The sequence below is a fragment of the Massilia oculi genome (assembly GCF_017582745.1).
GTDB classification, from domain to species: Bacteria; Pseudomonadota; Gammaproteobacteria; order Burkholderiales; family Burkholderiaceae_D; genus Telluria; species Telluria oculi_A.
Map to the genome: position 1 here is coordinate 140,569 of NZ_JAFVIM010000006.1, position 16,094 is coordinate 156,662.

General features: G+C 68.0%; 17 protein-coding genes. 9 read left to right on the forward strand and 8 right to left on the reverse strand.

Features of this window, described 5'->3' with window-relative positions:
* The first annotated feature begins 78 nt into the window (after nt 1–78).
* Together J3U95_RS09430 and J3U95_RS09435 are read left to right on the forward strand one after the other, a co-directional pair.
* Nucleotides 79–291 (forward strand): RNA-binding S4 domain-containing protein, encoded by a 213-nt coding sequence (locus J3U95_RS09430; protein ID WP_208278350.1) that lies wholly within the window; start codon nt 79–81, stop codon nt 289–291.
* A gap of 142 nt (nt 292–433) precedes the next feature.
* Complete coding sequence (locus tag J3U95_RS09435) at nt 434–718, forward strand: DUF883 family protein (protein ID WP_208278351.1); 285 nt, start codon at nt 434–436, stop codon at nt 716–718.
* 130 nt (nt 719–848) lie between these two features.
* On the opposite strand, the gene J3U95_RS09440 is transcribed toward J3U95_RS09435, so the two are convergent.
* Genes J3U95_RS09440 through J3U95_RS09460 form a run of 5 tightly spaced genes read right to left on the reverse strand, consistent with a single transcriptional unit; the run spans nt 849 to nt 4,523 of the window.
* Nucleotides 849–1,040, reverse strand: coding sequence for a YjfB family protein (locus tag J3U95_RS09440; protein WP_208278352.1), 192 nt, complete (start codon nt 1,038–1,040; stop codon nt 849–851).
* Nucleotides 1,041–1,063: 23 nt separating this feature from the next.
* Nucleotides 1,064–1,642 (reverse strand): molybdopterin-guanine dinucleotide biosynthesis protein B, encoded by a 579-nt coding sequence (gene mobB, locus J3U95_RS09445; RefSeq protein WP_370662051.1) that lies wholly within the window; start codon nt 1,640–1,642, stop codon nt 1,064–1,066.
* Nucleotides 1,629–2,354, reverse strand: a complete 726-nt coding sequence (locus tag J3U95_RS09450) for a general secretion pathway protein GspB (RefSeq protein WP_208278353.1) — start codon at nt 2,352–2,354, stop codon at nt 1,629–1,631. The genes mobB and J3U95_RS09450 overlap by 14 nt, the downstream gene beginning before the upstream one ends.
* Nucleotide 2,355: 1 nt before the next feature.
* On the reverse strand, nt 2,356–3,999 hold the full coding sequence (locus J3U95_RS09455) for an AAA family ATPase (protein WP_208278354.1): 1,644 nt from the start codon (nt 3,997–3,999) through the stop codon (nt 2,356–2,358).
* 26 nt (nt 4,000–4,025) lie between these two features.
* Nucleotides 4,026–4,523: a hypothetical protein gene (locus J3U95_RS09460; RefSeq protein ID WP_208278355.1), complete on the reverse strand. Its 498-nt coding sequence runs from the start codon at nt 4,521–4,523 to the stop codon at nt 4,026–4,028.
* 200 nt (nt 4,524–4,723) lie between these two features.
* On the opposite strand from J3U95_RS09460, the gene J3U95_RS09465 reads away from it, so the two are divergent.
* On the forward strand, nt 4,724–6,073 hold the full coding sequence (locus tag J3U95_RS09465) for a GIN domain-containing protein (RefSeq protein ID WP_208278356.1): 1,350 nt from the start codon (nt 4,724–4,726) through the stop codon (nt 6,071–6,073).
* A 141-nt stretch (nt 6,074–6,214) separates the two neighbouring features.
* Here the strand turns inward: J3U95_RS09465 and J3U95_RS09470 are convergent, their stop codons facing one another.
* Together J3U95_RS09470 and J3U95_RS09475 are read right to left on the reverse strand one after the other, a co-directional pair.
* The gene (locus J3U95_RS09470; RefSeq protein WP_208278357.1) at nt 6,215–7,051 is read right to left on the reverse strand and encodes a helix-turn-helix domain-containing protein; all 837 of its coding nucleotides are present in this window, start codon (nt 7,049–7,051) and stop codon (nt 6,215–6,217) included.
* A 51-nt stretch (nt 7,052–7,102) separates the two neighbouring features.
* Nucleotides 7,103–7,459: a nuclear transport factor 2 family protein gene (locus J3U95_RS09475; RefSeq protein WP_208278358.1), complete on the reverse strand. Its 357-nt coding sequence runs from the start codon at nt 7,457–7,459 to the stop codon at nt 7,103–7,105.
* Between the two features lie 280 nt (nt 7,460–7,739).
* On the opposite strand from J3U95_RS09475, the gene J3U95_RS09480 reads away from it, so the two are divergent.
* From J3U95_RS09480 to J3U95_RS09500, 5 genes are all read left to right on the forward strand, one after another.
* Entirely contained in the window at nt 7,740–8,618 is an 879-nt protein-coding gene (locus J3U95_RS09480; protein ID WP_208278359.1) for a glucosamine kinase nucleotide-binding domain-containing protein, read from the forward strand.
* Nucleotides 8,615–9,712: an N-acetylglucosamine-6-phosphate deacetylase gene (gene nagA, locus J3U95_RS09485; protein ID WP_208278360.1), complete on the forward strand. Its 1,098-nt coding sequence runs from the start codon at nt 8,615–8,617 to the stop codon at nt 9,710–9,712. The genes J3U95_RS09480 and nagA overlap by 4 nt, the downstream gene beginning before the upstream one ends.
* Nucleotides 9,713–9,735: 23 nt before the next feature.
* A complete protein-coding gene (locus J3U95_RS09490; protein ID WP_208278491.1) occupies nt 9,736–10,746 on the forward strand; it encodes an SIS domain-containing protein in 1,011 nt (336 codons plus the stop codon).
* A 23-nt stretch (nt 10,747–10,769) separates the two neighbouring features.
* The gene (gene nagZ, locus J3U95_RS09495; RefSeq protein ID WP_208278361.1) at nt 10,770–12,266 is read left to right on the forward strand and encodes a beta-N-acetylhexosaminidase; all 1,497 of its coding nucleotides are present in this window, start codon (nt 10,770–10,772) and stop codon (nt 12,264–12,266) included.
* A 215-nt stretch (nt 12,267–12,481) separates the two neighbouring features.
* A complete protein-coding gene (locus tag J3U95_RS09500; RefSeq protein ID WP_208278362.1) occupies nt 12,482–13,753 on the forward strand; it encodes a tetratricopeptide repeat protein in 1,272 nt (423 codons plus the stop codon).
* A gap of 77 nt (nt 13,754–13,830) precedes the next feature.
* Here the strand turns inward: J3U95_RS09500 and J3U95_RS09505 are convergent, their stop codons facing one another.
* A complete protein-coding gene (locus J3U95_RS09505) occupies nt 13,831–14,799 on the reverse strand; it encodes an IS1595 family transposase (RefSeq protein ID WP_208278363.1) in 969 nt (322 codons plus the stop codon).
* 212 nt (nt 14,800–15,011) lie between these two features.
* Here J3U95_RS09505 and J3U95_RS09510 point away from each other — a divergent pair, with 212 nt between their 5' ends.
* Entirely contained in the window at nt 15,012–16,082 is a 1,071-nt protein-coding gene (locus tag J3U95_RS09510) for a flavodoxin family protein (RefSeq protein ID WP_208278364.1), read from the forward strand.
* Nucleotides 16,083–16,094: the final 12 nt, after the last annotated feature.

Genomic DNA, 16,094 nt, shown 5'->3' on the forward strand with positions numbered 1-16,094 from the left:
AGGCGCATGCGCCCCTGTCTGCGCCCATACTAAGCGGCCTCATCAATCGTACGCCGCCATCACCAACCCGAGGATAGAATGCAAAAAATAGTTTTCGATTTGACATCAGAATTCGTCGAGGTCAATCAGCTGCTGAAGCTGGTCGGCCTGGTCGACAGCGGCGGCGCCGGCAAGAACATGGTCGCCAGCGGCGTGGTGTCGGTCGATGGTAAACAGGAGCTGCGCAAGACGGCGAAGATCCGCAGTGGCCAGACCGTCTCGGTCGGCGACCTGCGCATCACCGTGCAGTAAGCTGTTGGAGCCCAGGCCGGGCTTATAGTGTGAAGAAATTGAGCGCCAGAACGGCGTTCTTATGTTTGCGCACTAACAAACAGAGCGGGGCTTCCTTGTTTATATTTTAAGACGTCACTCATACGGCTTAGAGGTGAAGGCGATGGAAACCCCGGAACACCATGCACAAACGCAGGAGCAATTGATCGGCGACCTGCGCCTCGTGATCGAAAACGCGGAAGAACTGCTCAAGAATACCGATCATTATTCCAGCGCCCTGTACCAGAATGCGCGCGCCAAGCTGTCGCTCGCCCTGGAAGCGGCGAATGAAGAACTGTCCCGCTTCGAGGATGCGCAACTGGAGCGCATGATGGCCGCCACCCGCGCCGCCAACGACCGCTACAACGACAGGTCGGGCGAAGAACGCATCCTGCGCGCCTTCCACTGAACGACGAAAGCAAAAACCCGGCGTGAGAGCCGGGTTTCAAAGGGCAAGACACACAGCTCCATGTGATCTTCGATCCGCCTTTCGCGCTTAAGTTCGCGCCGGATGCACGCCCTGGATTCAGGCTTGGAAATCAAGCTTTGGTATTGATCGTATTGCCCAGGTGTGGCGGCAGGTTTTGCGGTTGCGGCAGCGCGTCGAGCAGCTGGGCGGCCGATGCCGCCTGAATGTCCATGGATTTCTTGAGCATCGTGACGCCCACTTCCTGACGAATACCGGTTTCGGCCATGCTGGTTGCAAGCTTGGCAATGTTCGCGACGTCCATACACTTCTCCAGAAAAAGACTTGTCAGTCTTTAACGGCCCCATCGACCGAAACTTGAGGCGGCGTCTTTAACCATCCGCAAATCCAATCCACTACCCGTCCCAGGTCGTTCAAGTCGAGCCAGGCCAGTCCGGCGCGTGCGTCGAGCGGCCGCGCCGCGTCCGACACCACGGCCAGGATCGTGGCATCGTCCTGGAACAGCGACGGCTTGCCCAGGCTCGGGCGGTGCACCTCGAGCTTGGGCAGGGATTCCCATTTATAGCCTTCGACCAGGGTCAGGTCGGCCGGCGACAGCCGCGCCAGCAACTCGTCCAGCCCTGGCTCCGGCTCCGCGCGCAACTCGCGCATGATGGCAAAGCGGTAGGGCGAGGCGATCATCACCTCGGCCGCCCCGGCCAGGCGCAGGCGCGCGCTGTCCTTGCGCGGCGGCTCGAGTTCGATGTCATGGTGGCTGTGCTTGACGATATTGACCCGCAAGCCGTCCTGCGCCAGGCGCGCGACCAGCCCTTCCAGCAAGGTGGTCTTGCCGCTGCCCGACCACCCCACCACGCCCAGCACCGGACCCGGGCCCTGCGCCATCCGCGGCGCTTCAGTACGCGACACGGTAGCGGGTTCCCCGGTAGTTCATCACCGCCGCTTTCGGCATCAGGCGCTCGAGCACCAGGCCGGGCGCCACTTCCTCGCCTTCGCGGCGCAGCATCTTGTCGACCAGCAGCAAGCTCTCGCCCGGCGTCGGCGAATAGATATAGCCGCCGAAGCTCACTTGCGGAATCTCGCGCCTGACCGCCTCGGGCAATTGCTGCAGTGTGCGCAGGTTGTCCTCGCCGGCCGGCTGGGCCGCCGCCACGGGCGCCGGTTCAGGCGCGGCCGGCGTTGCGGAAACCGGCGCTTCGGCCACGCGCACTGGCGGCGCCGGTGCGGCTACCTTGGCTGGCGCCGGCTTCGCGGCCACCGGCACGGCTTCGCGCGGCGCCGGCGCCAGTGCTGGTGCTGGTGCTGGTGCTGGTGCCGGCGCGGCTGGCGGCACGTCAGCCGCCGTGGGCACAGGAGCAGGTGCGGGTGCAGAAACAGGCGTCGGCACGGTCACCGGCGCCGCCGCCAGCCGCACCGGCTGTTCGCCCCCGTGGCGTACCCACAGCAAGGCGGCCGCCGCCACCAGCACGCCCAGGCCGAGGCCGATCATGAGATTGCGCCGGTTCCCGCCCCGGGCCCGATCAGGCGCCGCATACATGGGCGGCGGCGCATGGATGGTCGGGGCGTTGCCCAGCTGGCGTTCGGCCTGGGCCTTCTTGAGAGCTTCGAGAATGTACGACATATCAGTTTCCCACCCCCTTCACCGCAGCGGCCAGCAGGCGCGGCTCGACCACGCCGGACAGCTGGTTGAGACGCATATAAGTGCGCGGCCCGGCCACGCCGTCCGCCTTCAGGTCCTGGGCCGCCTGGAAGGCGCGCAGCCATTCCTGGGTGCGCGCATCCAGCGGCTGGTCGAGCGCCGGCGCGGTCGTCTTGTTCAGGCCGGCCAGGCGCTGGGCGATCCAGTCGACGTCGGGACCACGGTCGCCCTGCCCCACGACGTCGCGGAACGCGCCCGGCATGCGCCAGAAAGTCGTGAACTCGCCGCCGAAGCGCGAAACGAAGGCGGGAATCGCGACCCGCTCGCGGCGCCCGTCCACGACCAGCAGCACGCTGCCCTCGTCCATCCCGGCCAGCACCGCATACCCGGTGCGCGGGCCGTCGTGCAGGGTGACCACGGCCGGGCGGTCCAGCAGGCGCAGCTCGTACAGGCCGCCGCGGCCCTGGTGGCAGCGCAGGTTGGCGCGCTGGGCCGCCTCGCAGGTCGCTTTCGGGCTGGATCCGGCAATGCCGGCGAACGACGGCCCCCACAGGGCCGCCAGCGCGCGCAGCGCATCGTTCTCGCTCTTGTCGGCCGCGAAATCGGCGCCGGCCGCGGGCGCGGCCTTGATCTGCGCCGACGTCGGCGCCGGCGCCGGCTTGGCCGCCACCTGTTGCACGGCGGCCGGCGCCGCTTGCGCGGTGGCCGGCTGCGCCTGCTGCTGCGGCAGCATCTGCCAGGCCGCAGCGCTGATCGCCACCCCGGCCAGCGCCCCGCCCGCCAGCAGCGGCCAGCGCAGCGGCTTGCGCGCCGCCGGCTCGCCGGCAAATACTTCCTCGGCCGACTTGAGCAGGATGGCGCGCGTGACTTGCGGGCTGTTCTCGACATAGGCGCCCAGCAGCGCGCGGTCGCACAGCAGGTTGATCCGGCGCGGCACGCCATGCGTCAGGCGGTGCACCACAGGCGTCAGGCCAGGTGGGAACGGCATCCCGGCCGCCCCAGACACCGCCAGCCGGTGCGCGATATAGGCCCCGGTTTCCTGCTCGGACAACGGCCCCAGGTGGTAGCGCGCGATCACGCGCTGCGCGAGCTGCTCCAGTTCCGGGCGCGCCAGCATGGTACGCAGCTCGGGCTGGCCGATCAGGATGATCTGCAGCAGCTTGCGCTCGCTGGTCTCGAGATTGGTCAGCAGGCGCAGCTGCTCGAGCACCTCGCTCGACAGGTTCTGCGCCTCGTCGATCACCAGCACATTGTTCAGGCCCTGGGCATGCGATTCGAGCAGGTGGCGGTTGATCGCATCGACGTGGGATTTGACGCCGCTCACCCCTGGCGGCAGCGCGATGTGCAGCTCGTCGCAAATCGTCTGCAACAGCTCTTCGGCGTTCAGGCGCGGGTTGAAGATATAGGCCAGGCGGCAATTATCGGGAATCTGCTCGATGAAGCAGCGGCACACGGTGGTCTTGCCGGCGCCGATCTCGCCGGTCAGCAGGACGAAGCCGCCGCCGCTGCCGATGCCGTACAGCAGGTGGGCCAGCGCCTCGCGGTGCCGCTCGCTCATGAACAGGTAGCGCGGATCGGGCGCGATCGAGAACGGGGCGTGCTTGAGCTGGAAATAATGGTTGTACATGCGTTGGACCGTACGGTGTGGCGTGGCTAGCGGCCCGGAGGCTGCGGCTTGAACTTCGCGCAGTATATTTTGCTTTTGTCCCTGGCGTAGGCGATCGTGCTGCCCGGGTTCGATTTGCGCAAGGGGTAGCGCGAGGCGTCCACCGGCTTGAAGGCGACGCCGGCGCCGGCGCGCACCGATTTCTCGAATTCCTCGGGCGTGCTGTCGACGACGGCGGCGACGAACACCAGGTTGCTGGTATCGTCGCTGACCATCACCTCGCTCACCTGGGCGCCCCACAGCGAAGCTTCGGTCTTGAACCAGTACGCCCCGCCCTCGCGCTTGTAGGCCGGGCCGAAGGCCTGGGTCAGGTAGGCGTGGAAATAGGCGTTGTCCAGCTGGCTGCGGCACAGCAGCGCGCTGCCGATCACCGGACCGAAGGTCGACGGCGCCGCCATGGCGCCGGAGCAGACGAGTCCTGCCAGCAGCGGCAAGGCGCGCAGCATGGAGCGGGTCTTGCCCTGCAGCCCTGGGTGGCGAATCATGGACATCCTTTTTTCGACGATCTCGACATTATGACATTCCGCGCCGTGGCGGGCACCGCGGATTGTGGCGAACGGCGCACGGTTCGTCGCCCGCAGGTGCAGTTGAGCCCCCGAATCCACCATTTCATCGGTTTCGTCATGCCCCGCGCGCGCCGCCGGCGTATCGTTCAGGCTCCCATCGACTCCAGGCCAGGAATAATATGCACATCGTACAAAAAACCACCCTGCTGGCCGTCGCCCTCGGCGCCGCCTTCCTATCGATCGACGACAGCCAGGCCGACACCCCTGCCCGGGCGGTCTCCGAGCAGCGCAACGTCGCCGCCTTCAGCGCCATCGAGTTGAACGGCCCCTACGAGGTCGCCATCGACACCCAGGGCCGGGCCGGCCTGAGCCTGCGGGGCGAACGCCAGCAGCTGGACGAGGTCGAGACCTTCGTGCGCGGCGACACCCTGGTGGTGCGGCCCAAGGAAGGGAAGCTGTTCAGCTTCGGCTTCGGCCAGCGGCGCGAGACCGTGGTCATCCACATCGGCGCGCCGGCGCTGAAAAGCCTCTCGATGTCGGGCAGCGGCGACACCACGCTGGGCCAGGTGAGCGGCGAGCGTTTCGCGCTCGACGTCAGCGGCCCGGGCGACCTGGAAGTCTCCGGCGCGGTGCGCGACCTGGCGCTCACCGTGAGCGGCAGCGGCGACGCCAAGCTGCAGCGACTGCGGGCCAGCAATGTGGCGCTGACGATGTCCGGTCCCGGCGACGTACGGCTGGCCAATATCGACGGCTCCCTGCACGCCAGGATCAGCGGCTCGGGCGACCTCGAGGCCGACGGCCTGCGCCTGGCGCGCCTGGAAGCGCGCCTCTCCGGTCCCGGCGACATGGTGCTGCGCGGCGCCAGCGGCGAAGTGCGCGCCGAAGTGACCGGCTCCGGCTCCTTCGACGCCTGCGACCTGGCCGCCGGCCGCGCCAGCACCTTGCAAAGCGGCCCCGGCGACGTCTGCCTGGGCGGCGCCATCGCCCAGCTCGACGCCGAAGTCGGCGGTTCCGGCAACCTGACCGCGCTCGGCTTGCGGGCGCAGGCGGCCACCCTGCGCCTGCATGGCCCGGGCGACGCCCGCCTGGCCGGCACGGTGGGCGAGTTCAAGGCGCAGATGTCGGGCTCGGGCGATATCGACGCCCGCGGCCTCACGGTCACGAAAGCCACGCTCAAGGCGCGCGGCCCTGGCGGCATCGAACTGGCCCAGGTCTCGGACACGCTGGAGGCGGAACTGCGCGGCTCGGGCAGCCTGACGTCGGCGATCCAGGGCAAGCGCCTGGTCCTGACCTCGGACGGCCCGGGCGGCGCCCGCATCAGCGGCCAGGTCGAGATGGTCCATGCGCGCCTGAGCGGATCGGGGAGCCTGGACGGCAACCGCTTGACGGCCGACCGCGCCGACATCGCGGTCAGCGGCCCCGGCACGGCGCGGGTGCATGTGACCGAACGCGCGGCCAATGCGCCGGCGGGCGGCAACGGCCAGCTGCTGGTCGTCGACCGGCGCGGCAGCAGCCACGCGCCCGAGTAGGCGGCACGCAACGGTTCGCCGCCGCCGGCGGCATGCCGTTTTGACCGCGCGCAGCGCCCCTGTTCTTGTACGCCGTCCTGCTCCGCCCACGAGCGTTTCTTGAACAAATATGGCTCCAGCTAACTATATCCTTTCGAGCATTCAGGTCGCCTGCCCTTCGAACCAATCGCGGCTCGCCTCGTCGGCAGGAAAAAACGACTCCAGCCGCAGCTCGTGCACCGTCACGTCGTGCGGCGTGCCGAGAGTGGTGATGGTGGTGAACAGGTTCAATTCCAGCCCATCCTTGCGCAAGGTCATTGGCAGGAAAGGCAGGGCCAGGCGCTCCAGGTCGGGCTGGCGCGCCGCCCCGGCGATGCCGGGCAGCGCCATCAATTCATCCAGCAGCCGGGTCGACTCGCTGGCCGGTCCATCGCCCATCGCTTCGCGCTGCACCCATTGCAGCAGGTCGACCGCGACCGCCTCCCAGTTGACCAGGCAGGGACGCAGGCCGTCGGGATCCAGCGTGAGCTTCAGGACGTTGATCGAGCCGTCGCGCGGGATCGGGGCGTCGGGCGGCAGGCCGAGGAAGTGGCGCATCATGCGCGCGGCCGGCGCGTTGAACATCACCAGGTTCCACAGGCGGTCGACCACCAGGGCGGGATACGGCGCCGCCTGCGCCAGCATGAAGTCGAGCGCGCGCTTGACCGCATCCATGTCCGGATCGGACAGGCTGCGTTCGCGGTAGGCCGGCGCGAAGCCGGCGGCCAGCAACATGGCGTTGCGCTGACGTAGCGGGACGTCGAGCACCATGCCCAGCCTCAGGACCAGGTCGCGCCCCGGCTGCGCCTTGCCGGTCTCGAGAAAGCTCAAGTGGCGCTGCGAGATGTCGGCGTCGACCGCCAGCCGCAGCTGGCTCAGGCCGCGCCGTGCGCGCCAGTAGCGCAGCGCGGCCGCGAAGTCGCTGAAGTATGGGGTGCCCGCGGTCTGCGCATCGTCCATCATGCCTCCTGGTCCGGTTGGCCGTGATTGTGGCCGCCCCGTTCGATGAACTCAAGCCTGGTCGAGAAAACCGGTCACGTCGGCCAGGCGGCCGTCGAGGGTGACGGTGGCGATATCGAGGCCGTGGGCGACCGCCTCGCCGCCGGGCGCGCGCAGGGTCCAGGCGAAGCGCACCACGTCGTTGTGGCCATCCGGCGTGCCGCGCAGTTCGAAGCGGTGGTGCGGAAAATGCTGCTGGGCGGCGCCGATCATGGCGTCGATGCCCTCGATGCCGGCGCCGCGCATCATCGGGTCGACGTAGCTGGACTCATCGGCGAAGACGGCCGCCACCTGTGCGCGGCGGGCGGCTGGCGCGCGTTCGTTCCAGGCGGCGAGGTAGCGGTGGGCGATGGCTTGTGGGTTGTGCATGGCGTGCTCCTGTGGGTGGATGGGATGTCGTTGGCGACGGAGTCCATTCTCGCGACGCCGGCGCGGCGCGGCGATTACCTCCCAGGTAATCGCTGCCATCCAGGCGCCAAAACAATACCAGTGACGATACCAATTCCACGGATCATCACTATAGCGCCGTTCAACATAACCGCAGGCTATCCCCCGCTTTTGGTCTGCATCGACGCATACCAGTTAAATACCTGTTGACATCGGGATAGGCCCTGCCTATAGTGCCTTGACCCTATTTCCCTCACCTACCATGATCGACTATCTCATCGGCGTCGACGGCGGCGGCACCAATACCCGCGTGCGCCTGGCCGGGCGCGACGGCGCCGAACTGGCCACCGGCCGCAGCGGCGCTTCGGGCCTCGTCCATGGCATCGACAATGCCTGGCGCGCGGTCGACGACGCCACCGCCAAGGCCTTTGCCGCGATCGGCATCGACGCGATTCCCCGCCAGTCGTGCGCCATCGGCCTGGGCCTGGCGGGCGTGCACAACAAGGAATGGGCGGCCGCTTTCCGCGCCGCCAATCCGGGCTATGCCGCACTAAGGCTCGATACCGACGGCTTCTCGACCCTGATGGGCGCCCACGGAGGCCGTCCTGGCGCCATCGTCGCGATCGGCACCGGCAGCGTGGGCGAGGCGCTGCGCGAGGACGGCACGCGGGTCGAGGTCGGCGGCTGGGGCTTCCCCTCCGGCGACGAAGCCGGCGGCGCCTGGATGGGCCTGCGCGCGATCGCCCATGTCCAGCAGGTGCTCGACGGCCGCGCCGAAGGCGGCGCGCTGGCGCGCGAGGTCATTGCGGCCTGCGGCGGCGGACGCGACGCGATCCAGGTCTGGCTCGGCAAGGCCTCGCAGACCGATTACGCGAGCCTGGCGCGCTTCGTGGTGGAACATGGCGCGCTCGACCCGGTGGCCAGCGCCATCCTCGAGCAGGCCGGCCGCGAAGTGGCCACCATGGCGCGCGCGCTCGACCCCGGCGAAACCCTGCCGCTGTCGCTGTGCGGCGGCCTGGGCGACACCCTGCGCCTCTACCTGCCGGCCGAGACGCTGGCGCGCTGCAGTCCTCCCCATGGCGACTCGGCCCTGGGCGCGCTGCGCATGATCGAACTGCACCTGAAGGACTCCCAGGCATGAGCGCTACCATCAAAGGCAATATCCTCACTCCAGACGGCTGGATCCACGGCACGCTACGCTATGGCGCGCACGTCGATGCCATCGACGGCAGCCAGGCCGATCCGGACGCCAACGGCGACGACTACATCCTGCCCGGCTTCATCGACGTGCACGTGCACGGCGGCGCCGGACGCGACATGATGGAAGGCGGCGACGCCCCGCACGTGATCGCCGCCCTGCACGCCAAACACGGCACCACCAGCCTGCTGGCCACCACCATGACCGCGCCGGTCGAGGACATCGACCGCGCCCTCGCCGCCATCGGCCGCGCCTGCGCCGCGCGCGGCAAGGGCGAAGCGCGCATCCTGGGGGTGCACCTGGAAGGCCCGTACATCAATTCCGGCAAGCTGGGCGCCCAGCCGCCGTATGCGCGCGAAGCCAGCCTCGATGAAGTGAAACGCTTCGACGCCCAGGCGCCGATGAAGCTGATCACCGTGGCGCCCGAGATCGACGGCCACATGGAGCTGGTGCGTCTGCTGGCCGACGCCGGCATCCGGGTCCAGGTCGGCCACACCACCGGCAGCTACGAAGTCGGCGTCGACGCCCTCGCGCATGGCGCGGCCGGCTTCACCCACCTGTTCAACGCCATGCCCGGCCTGCACCACCGCGATCCCGGCATGGTCGGCGCGGCGCTGGCGCATGCCGAGTACGCCGAGATCATCCCCGACCTGCTGCACGTGCATCCGGGCGCGATCCGGACCGCGCTGCGCTGCATCCCCAAGCTGTTCTGCGTGACCGATTCGACCGCCGCCGCCGGCATGCCCGATGGCGAATACATGCTCGGTCGCCAGGTGGTCCATAAATGCATGGGCGGCGTGCGCCTGGCCAACGGCAGCCTGGCGGGTAGCACGCTCACCATGGACCAGGCGCTGCGCAACCTGGTCAGCATCGGCCTGTCGATCGAAGACGCCAGCCGCCGCGTCTCCACCAATGCCGCCGACTACCTCGGGGAAACCCTGCGCGGCCGCCTGGCGCCGGGCTGCCATGCCGACTTCGTGGTCCTCGACCGCGACCTGAACATCAAAGCCGTCCATATCGAAGGAGAACTCCTGTGACCACCGCCACCACACCGTCGCTCATGCTGCAGGAGGCCCTGTCGGCCGCCGATTGCATCGCCCACCAGCTGACCCAGGACGTGGAGCGCTACGCCGAGCTGGGGGCGAAGCTGCGCGCCACGCAGCTGCACAGCGCGGTGACGGTGGCGCGCGGCAGCTCGGACCACGCGTCCAACTACCTGGCCTACCTGATCATGGCGCGCATGGGGCGCCTGGTGACCTCGCTGCCGATGTCGCTCATCACTCTGTACAAGTCGCCGATCGTCGCGCGCGACACGCTGGCGGTGGCGATCTCGCAATCTGGCCAGAGCCCCGACGTGGTCGAGCCGATCCGCTACTTCCGCGACGGCGGCGCCACCACCGTGGCCCTGGTCAACGACCCGGCATCGCCGCTGGCCGACGCCGCCGAATGGACCATGCCGCTGCATGCCGGCCTTGAAAAAAGCGTGGCCGCGACCAAGAGCTTCATCGCCAGCCTGGTGGCAGGCGCGCGCCTGGTCGCCGACTGGCAGGACAGCAAGGAGCTGAAGGATGGCATCGCCGCCCTGCCCGACGCGCTGCGCGCCGCCACCGAAGTGGACTGGTCGGCCGCGATCGAGGTGCTGGCGCCGGCCCGCAACATCATGGTCGTGGGCCGCGGCATCAGCTTCCCGCTGGCGCTCGAATCCTCGCTCAAGTTCAAGGAAACCTCGGCGCTGCAGGCGGAAGCATTCTCCGGCGCCGAAATCAAGCACGGCCCGATGGCGCTGATCGAGGAAGGCTACCCGCTGCTGGTCTACGCCACCCGCGGCCCGACCCAGGCCGGCCTGGTGGCCCTGGCCGACGAGATGCGCGGGCGCGGCGCACGCGTGCTGCTGGCGGCGCCGAGCGACGTCGCCAGCCGCGACCTGACCTTGCCGACCGCCGCCATCCCCGACCTCGACCCGATCGCGGCGGTGCAGGCCTTCTATACGATGGCGGCCAAGCTGTCGGCCGCGCGCGGCATGAATCCGGACCAGCCGCGCCACCTGAGCAAGGTCACCAAGACCAACTGACCACGAATTTTATGTCCCGCACCATGACTGATTACCTCGGCCTGGCCGGCCAATTGATGATGGTGCGCCTGTTCGGCACCGAACTCGATGCCGACACCGACGCCTTCCTGCGCACCCACAAGATCGGAGGCGTCTGCCTGTTCCGCCAGAACATGGTGGACGCCTCTCAACTGACCCGCTTCACCGGCGCCCTGGTGGACGCCATGGGTCCGCGCGCCCTGGTCGCGCTCGACCAGGAAGGCGGCGCCGTGGTGCGCTCGACCTGGGTGCCGGCGCCGCCGAGCGCGATGGCGCTGGGCGCCGCGAACGATCCGCAACTGGCGCGCGAAGTCGGCGCGGCGGTGGCGCGCGCGGTGCGCGCGCTGGGCTTCAACTGGAACTTCGCGCCGGTGCTGGACCTCAACAACAACCCGCACAACCCCGTCATCGCCGAGCGCTCGTTCGGCGCCGACCCCGAGCATGCCACCCGCATCGCCCTGGCCTGGATGGAAGGCAGCGAGAGCGAAGGCGTGGCCTGCTGCGTCAAGCACTTCCCCGGCCATGGCGACACCCACGTCGATTCGCACCGCGACCTGCCGCACGTGGACAAGCCGCGTGAGGAGCTGCAGCGCTTCGAGTTCGCGCCGTTCCGCATGGCGGCCCAGGCGGCAACCCCGGCTCCCGCGATGATGACGGCCCATATCGTCTACCCGGCGCTGGACCCGGTCAATCCGGCGACGATGTCGCGCGCCATCCTCACCGGCGTGCTGCGCGAGGAATTCGGCTACGACGGCGTGATCATCACCGACGGCATGGACATGCATGCGATCGCGCACCGCTACAGCGCCGGCCAGGCCGCCGTCAACGCGCTGGTGGCGGGCGCCGACATGGTGATGGCGATCGGCACGCGCGAGACCCAGGTCGAGACCGTGCAGGCGATCGCCGCGGCGATCCGCGACGGCGTGTTGCCGCTGGCGGAAGTCGAGGCCAAGTTGGCGCGTCTTGCGAAGCTGGCCGACGCGCATCCCGCGCGTCCCATCGCCTATGCCCGCGAACAGGACGACCGCGCGCTGATGGCGCGCGCCTGGCGCGCCGGCCTGACCGAACTCGGCCAGCCGCAACGGCCCGCGCGCGGCAGCCGCGTGCGCCTGGTCGCGCGCGCCGACGTGGTCAGCGACGGCATCTCGGAAGCCGGCGTGCCGGCGGCCCGCATCGCCGAGGCGCTGGGGGCCCTGTACGACGTCGAACTCGTCACCTTCGCCGACAGCGAAAGCTTCGACTGGTCGCTCCTACCGCAGGACGGGCGCTTCACGATCCTGGCCTCGACCGCGCGCCGCCGCTATGGCCCGAACGCGCGCGCTGGCTGGCGCCCCGACCTGCACCTGGCGCTGTGGAACCCCTACCAGGCGCTGGACTTCCCTGCTCCGGCCCTGATGAGCTATGGCTTCGCCCCGCCCGCCCTGGAGGCTGCCGTTGAGTGGCTGGCCGGCGACATCGCAGCGCCGGGCACCTGCCCGGTGCCGGGCTTCGACCGTGCATGACCACGCGCCGCCAACGGGCAGGTAACGCGATGTAACGACGCTGTGCGCGCGCCCGAGCTCTGCGGCACAATTGGCGAGCCAGACAATGGCCGATTATGGGACAATGCACGTTTTGTCCGAGATTGGCATTTTTGCTATATTGCTGAGATTGCCTGGCGAAAAAGCGCGCCGACAGCGCGCTTCGTCGATTTTTTGTCTAGATAGAAGGATACACAATGTCCCAACTCCGTCTTGCCCGCCTCTGCCTGATGCTGGCCGCCGTCGGCCTCTCGGCCCCGGCCCTGACCACCGCCGTCCACGCGCAAGAGAAGCCCGCCGCTGCCGCGCCGGCGGACACCGTCCGCCCGGAGCTGTTCAAGCTGCTCGACCCGGCCGCGATCAAGCCGCTGATGGACGCAAAGAATTACGCCGAAGTGCAGAACCGCGTGCAGCAGGCCGAAGCCTTCCCGAACCGCACCCCATACGAAGACTACGTCGTCAACCGCATGAAGCTGTCGCTGGGCTCGGCGACCAACAATAACGCGATCGCCATGCCGGCGCTCGAAGCCGTGATCAATTCCGGCCGCCTGCAAGGCCAGGAACAGGCCGACTTCATCCTGGCCCTGGGCAATATGCACTACAACGCCAAGGACTACACCAAGGCGATCGAGTGGTTCAAGCGCTACCAGAAAGAAAGCGGCACCCCTGAGAAAGTCACGCCTTCCCTGATCCGCGCCTACTATCTGGGCGGCGACTTCGCCAGCGCCAAGGCGGCCCTGCTGCCGGCGATCGAAGCGACCGAGAAAGCCGGCCAGAAGCCGAGCGAGGAAGACCTGCGCCTGCTGGCCTCGTCCGCCAACAAGGTCAAGGACGACGCGGGCTACCTGACCGCGCTGGAAAAACTGGTCGCCCACTATCCGAACGACGACTTCTGGACCGACGTCCTGAACCGCGGCGTGGCGCGCAAGCCAGGCTTCGATGCGCAGACCAATATGATCAACGTGTACCGCCTGGAAGCGGCCACCGTCAAGAAGATGGCGCCGGAAGAATACGTCGACCTGGCCGAGCTGTCGCTGCGCGATGGCTTCCCGACCGAAGCCAAGAAAGCCATGGACGCCGGCTACGCCGCCGGCGTGCTGGGCCAGGGCGCGAACGCCAAGGCCCACGCCGCCCTGCGCGACAAGGCGACCAAGGGCGCGGCCGACGACGCCAAGAACATCGCCGCCGGCGAAGCCTCGGCCGCCAAGGCCAAGACCGGCGCCGGCCTGGTCAACCTGGGCTGGGCGTACGCCACCATGGACCAGGGCGACAAGGGTGTCGGTTTCATCCAGCAAGGTATCGCCAAGGGCGGCCTGAAGAACCCTGAAGAAGCCAAGCTGCGCCTGGGCATGGCGCAGGCGCTGGCCGGCAAGAAAGCCGAAGCCATCCAGACCTTCGAAACCGTCAAGGGCGGCGGCGGCGCCGGCGACCTGGCGAAATACTGGATCGTTCACCTGAACCAGAAGTAATCCTTCGTTTTACGACGGACCCGCGAAAGCGGGCCGGGCCCTGCGCCCGGCCCGCTTTTTTTATGGCGCTGTCATCGTTACCTGTTGATGACCCCGAATGCAATACGCAGCAATTGCTCGACAGAAGTGACTCTCCCGCCATCGATCGCCCAATACCAGCCCAGGTAGTTGGGTAACCGGCGCGACGCCACACCATGGAAACGCGCCAGCCATTCCTTGAAGCGCCGGTGGTAGGCGTTGACGTTTTGAACATGGATCGTGCCTTCGACACCGTCGCGGACCCGTTCACCGGCGCTGAGGTTGACGGCCTGGTGGGCAATGCCATGGGCGCGGGCGAAGGCGGGATAGGCGGCGTTGGCGTCCGTGACCAGCAGCACTTGCAAATCAAGCTTCGGCAGCAGGTGCTTGATCAGTTGGGCCACCTTCAAGGCGCCGCGGCCGGTGACGGCGTCGATGGTTTGACCGCTGCGGTCGCGCGCCACCAGGATGCAGTCGAGGTGATGCGAAATCCCCCGCAGGGCGGCTCTGCCGCCACGCTTGCGCGGCGGGCGGTCGAGCTTGCGTGAACCCTTCTGCGATTCGAGCAGGAATGTCTCGTCGGCCTCCACGATACCGACCAGGCGCTCCGGCCGGTCGTCCTTGACCCGGTCGAGAAAGCGGTGGCGCCAGCGAAACGTGGTGTTCGGGTGTACGCCAACCCGCTTGGCCGCGGCGCGAACCGTGCGGGAATCGAGCACCGTGTCCAGATAATCGAGCCACTTGCCCTTGTGCCTGAGCCGCGCCAGCGGCGTGCCGGTCAGGTCGTTGAAGGTGCGGCCGCACGCACAGCAGCGAAAGCGTTGCAGGTCGTTGGCCTGGCCATGGCGGTGGCAACGCTCGCAGCCGCAATCCGGGCAGCGGCGCCCTTTTGAACGGATCTCGCCGATGAGGGCGACCACCCGGTCGAGCCCGGCTGCCGGATGCAGGGCGGCGAGCACCTGCTGGCGCTGAGGCTGGTTCAGCAACGCCAGCTGGGCGAACAACTCCTCAAACTTCGGCGCTTGCATGGCGCGCTCCCGATCGATAGCGACCGGGATTGGACCGCGAGTCAGCTCAGCAGTTCAATGCTCATCCATATTTAACGATGACAGCGCCTTTGGTATTGACGGTTCACACTGTCCCGCTACCGGCCGCCGATTTTGCTCGTCCAAGGTGCGCCCCCGTACATTAAGGCGGCCCGAGCCCGTCCGATAATTGCCTTATTTGCATCGGAGGCAGCATGACGACGGTACGCAAGGGCCAGGCGCCCGCCAAGCTGGGACGTAACGAATTCCACCTGCGCTTTCGCCAGGCGTTCCAAGACCCCGGCTACGAAAAGCTCGACCGCGAACTGGCGGCGATCGAGGACGTGGCCTGGGATGCGTACCAGGAAGGCCGCAAGGCGCCGCACACGGTCAAGGCCGGCCCCGGCTTCGCCGACCCTGGTTACGACCTGTCGGTCGAGTGGAAGGAGGCGCGCGACCGCCTGCTCGGCGCCGAGCGGCACCAGAAGAATCCCGACTCGCGCAGCCGTGTCCTCCTGATCAACGCCTCGGCCCGCAACGACGGCACCTGTCCCGGCGAAATCTCAAAGAGCTGGCGCATGACGCAGATGGCCAGGGACGTGTTGATGGAACAAGGCTTCGAGGCTGACGTCCTCGACCTGAGCCTGCAGAACTCGGACTACGACCGCCACATCCACCCCTGCAAGGGCTGCGTGTCGACTGCGATGCCGCTGTGCCATTGGCCGTGCAGCTGCTACCCGAACCATGGCGAGCGGCAGGTCAACGACTGGATGAACGAGATCTACGAGCGCTGGGTGCTGGCGCACGGCGTCATCATCATCACCCCGGTCTACTGGTACCAGACCCCGGCCGTGCTGAAACTGATGATCGACCGCCTGGTATGCGCCGACGGCGGCAATCCCGACCCGACGTCGACCCACGGCAAGGACGCCGAACAGGCCAAGCAGATCGAGCGCGACGGCTGGGATTATCCGAAACACCTGGCCGGCCGCGCCTTCGGCCTGTTGGTGCACGGCGACGTGGCCGGCATCGAGGGCACGCGGCGCTCGCTGTCGGACTGGCTCGAATGGATGGGCCTGGTCAACTCGGGCAGCTTCGGCCAGCTCGACCGCTACATCGGCTATTACGAATCGTATGCCGACAGCCACGAGACGCTCGACAAGGACACCGCGGTGCAGGAAGAGACGCGCAACGTAGCGCGCGCGGTGGCCAGCGCGGTACGCGAAGTGCGCGCCGGCCGGGTCGCCGTGGTCAGCCAGCCTTTGAAAGATCCGCGTCCGAAATGACCACCGGCCCGG

Coding starts and splice junctions, on each gene's coding strand:
- J3U95_RS09435 (WP_208278351.1), top strand. CDS start 434: ATGGAAACCCCGGAACACCATGCACAAACGCAGGAGCAATTGATCGGC.
- J3U95_RS09430 (WP_208278350.1), top strand. CDS start 79: ATGCAAAAAATAGTTTTCGATTTGACATCAGAATTCGTCGAGGTCAAT.
- J3U95_RS09450 (WP_208278353.1), bottom strand. CDS start 2,354: ATGTCGTACATTCTCGAAGCTCTCAAGAAGGCCCAGGCCGAACGCCAG.
- nagA (WP_208278360.1), top strand. CDS start 8,615: ATGAGCGCTACCATCAAAGGCAATATCCTCACTCCAGACGGCTGGATC.
- J3U95_RS09440 (WP_208278352.1), bottom strand. CDS start 1,040: ATGGACGTCGCGAACATTGCCAAGCTTGCAACCAGCATGGCCGAAACC.
- J3U95_RS09505 (WP_208278363.1), bottom strand. CDS start 14,799: ATGCAAGCGCCGAAGTTTGAGGAGTTGTTCGCCCAGCTGGCGTTGCTG.
- J3U95_RS09455 (WP_208278354.1), bottom strand. CDS start 3,999: ATGTACAACCATTATTTCCAGCTCAAGCACGCCCCGTTCTCGATCGCG.
- J3U95_RS09470 (WP_208278357.1), bottom strand. CDS start 7,051: ATGGACGATGCGCAGACCGCGGGCACCCCATACTTCAGCGACTTCGCG.
- nagZ (WP_208278361.1), top strand. CDS start 10,770: ATGACTGATTACCTCGGCCTGGCCGGCCAATTGATGATGGTGCGCCTG.
- J3U95_RS09500 (WP_208278362.1), top strand. CDS start 12,482: ATGTCCCAACTCCGTCTTGCCCGCCTCTGCCTGATGCTGGCCGCCGTC.
- J3U95_RS09460 (WP_208278355.1), bottom strand. CDS start 4,523: ATGATTCGCCACCCAGGGCTGCAGGGCAAGACCCGCTCCATGCTGCGC.
- J3U95_RS09465 (WP_208278356.1), top strand. CDS start 4,724: ATGCACATCGTACAAAAAACCACCCTGCTGGCCGTCGCCCTCGGCGCC.
- J3U95_RS09480 (WP_208278359.1), top strand. CDS start 7,740: ATGATCGACTATCTCATCGGCGTCGACGGCGGCGGCACCAATACCCGC.
- J3U95_RS09510 (WP_208278364.1), top strand. CDS start 15,012: ATGACGACGGTACGCAAGGGCCAGGCGCCCGCCAAGCTGGGACGTAAC.
- J3U95_RS09475 (WP_208278358.1), bottom strand. CDS start 7,459: ATGCACAACCCACAAGCCATCGCCCACCGCTACCTCGCCGCCTGGAAC.
- J3U95_RS09490 (WP_208278491.1), top strand. CDS start 9,736: ATGCTGCAGGAGGCCCTGTCGGCCGCCGATTGCATCGCCCACCAGCTG.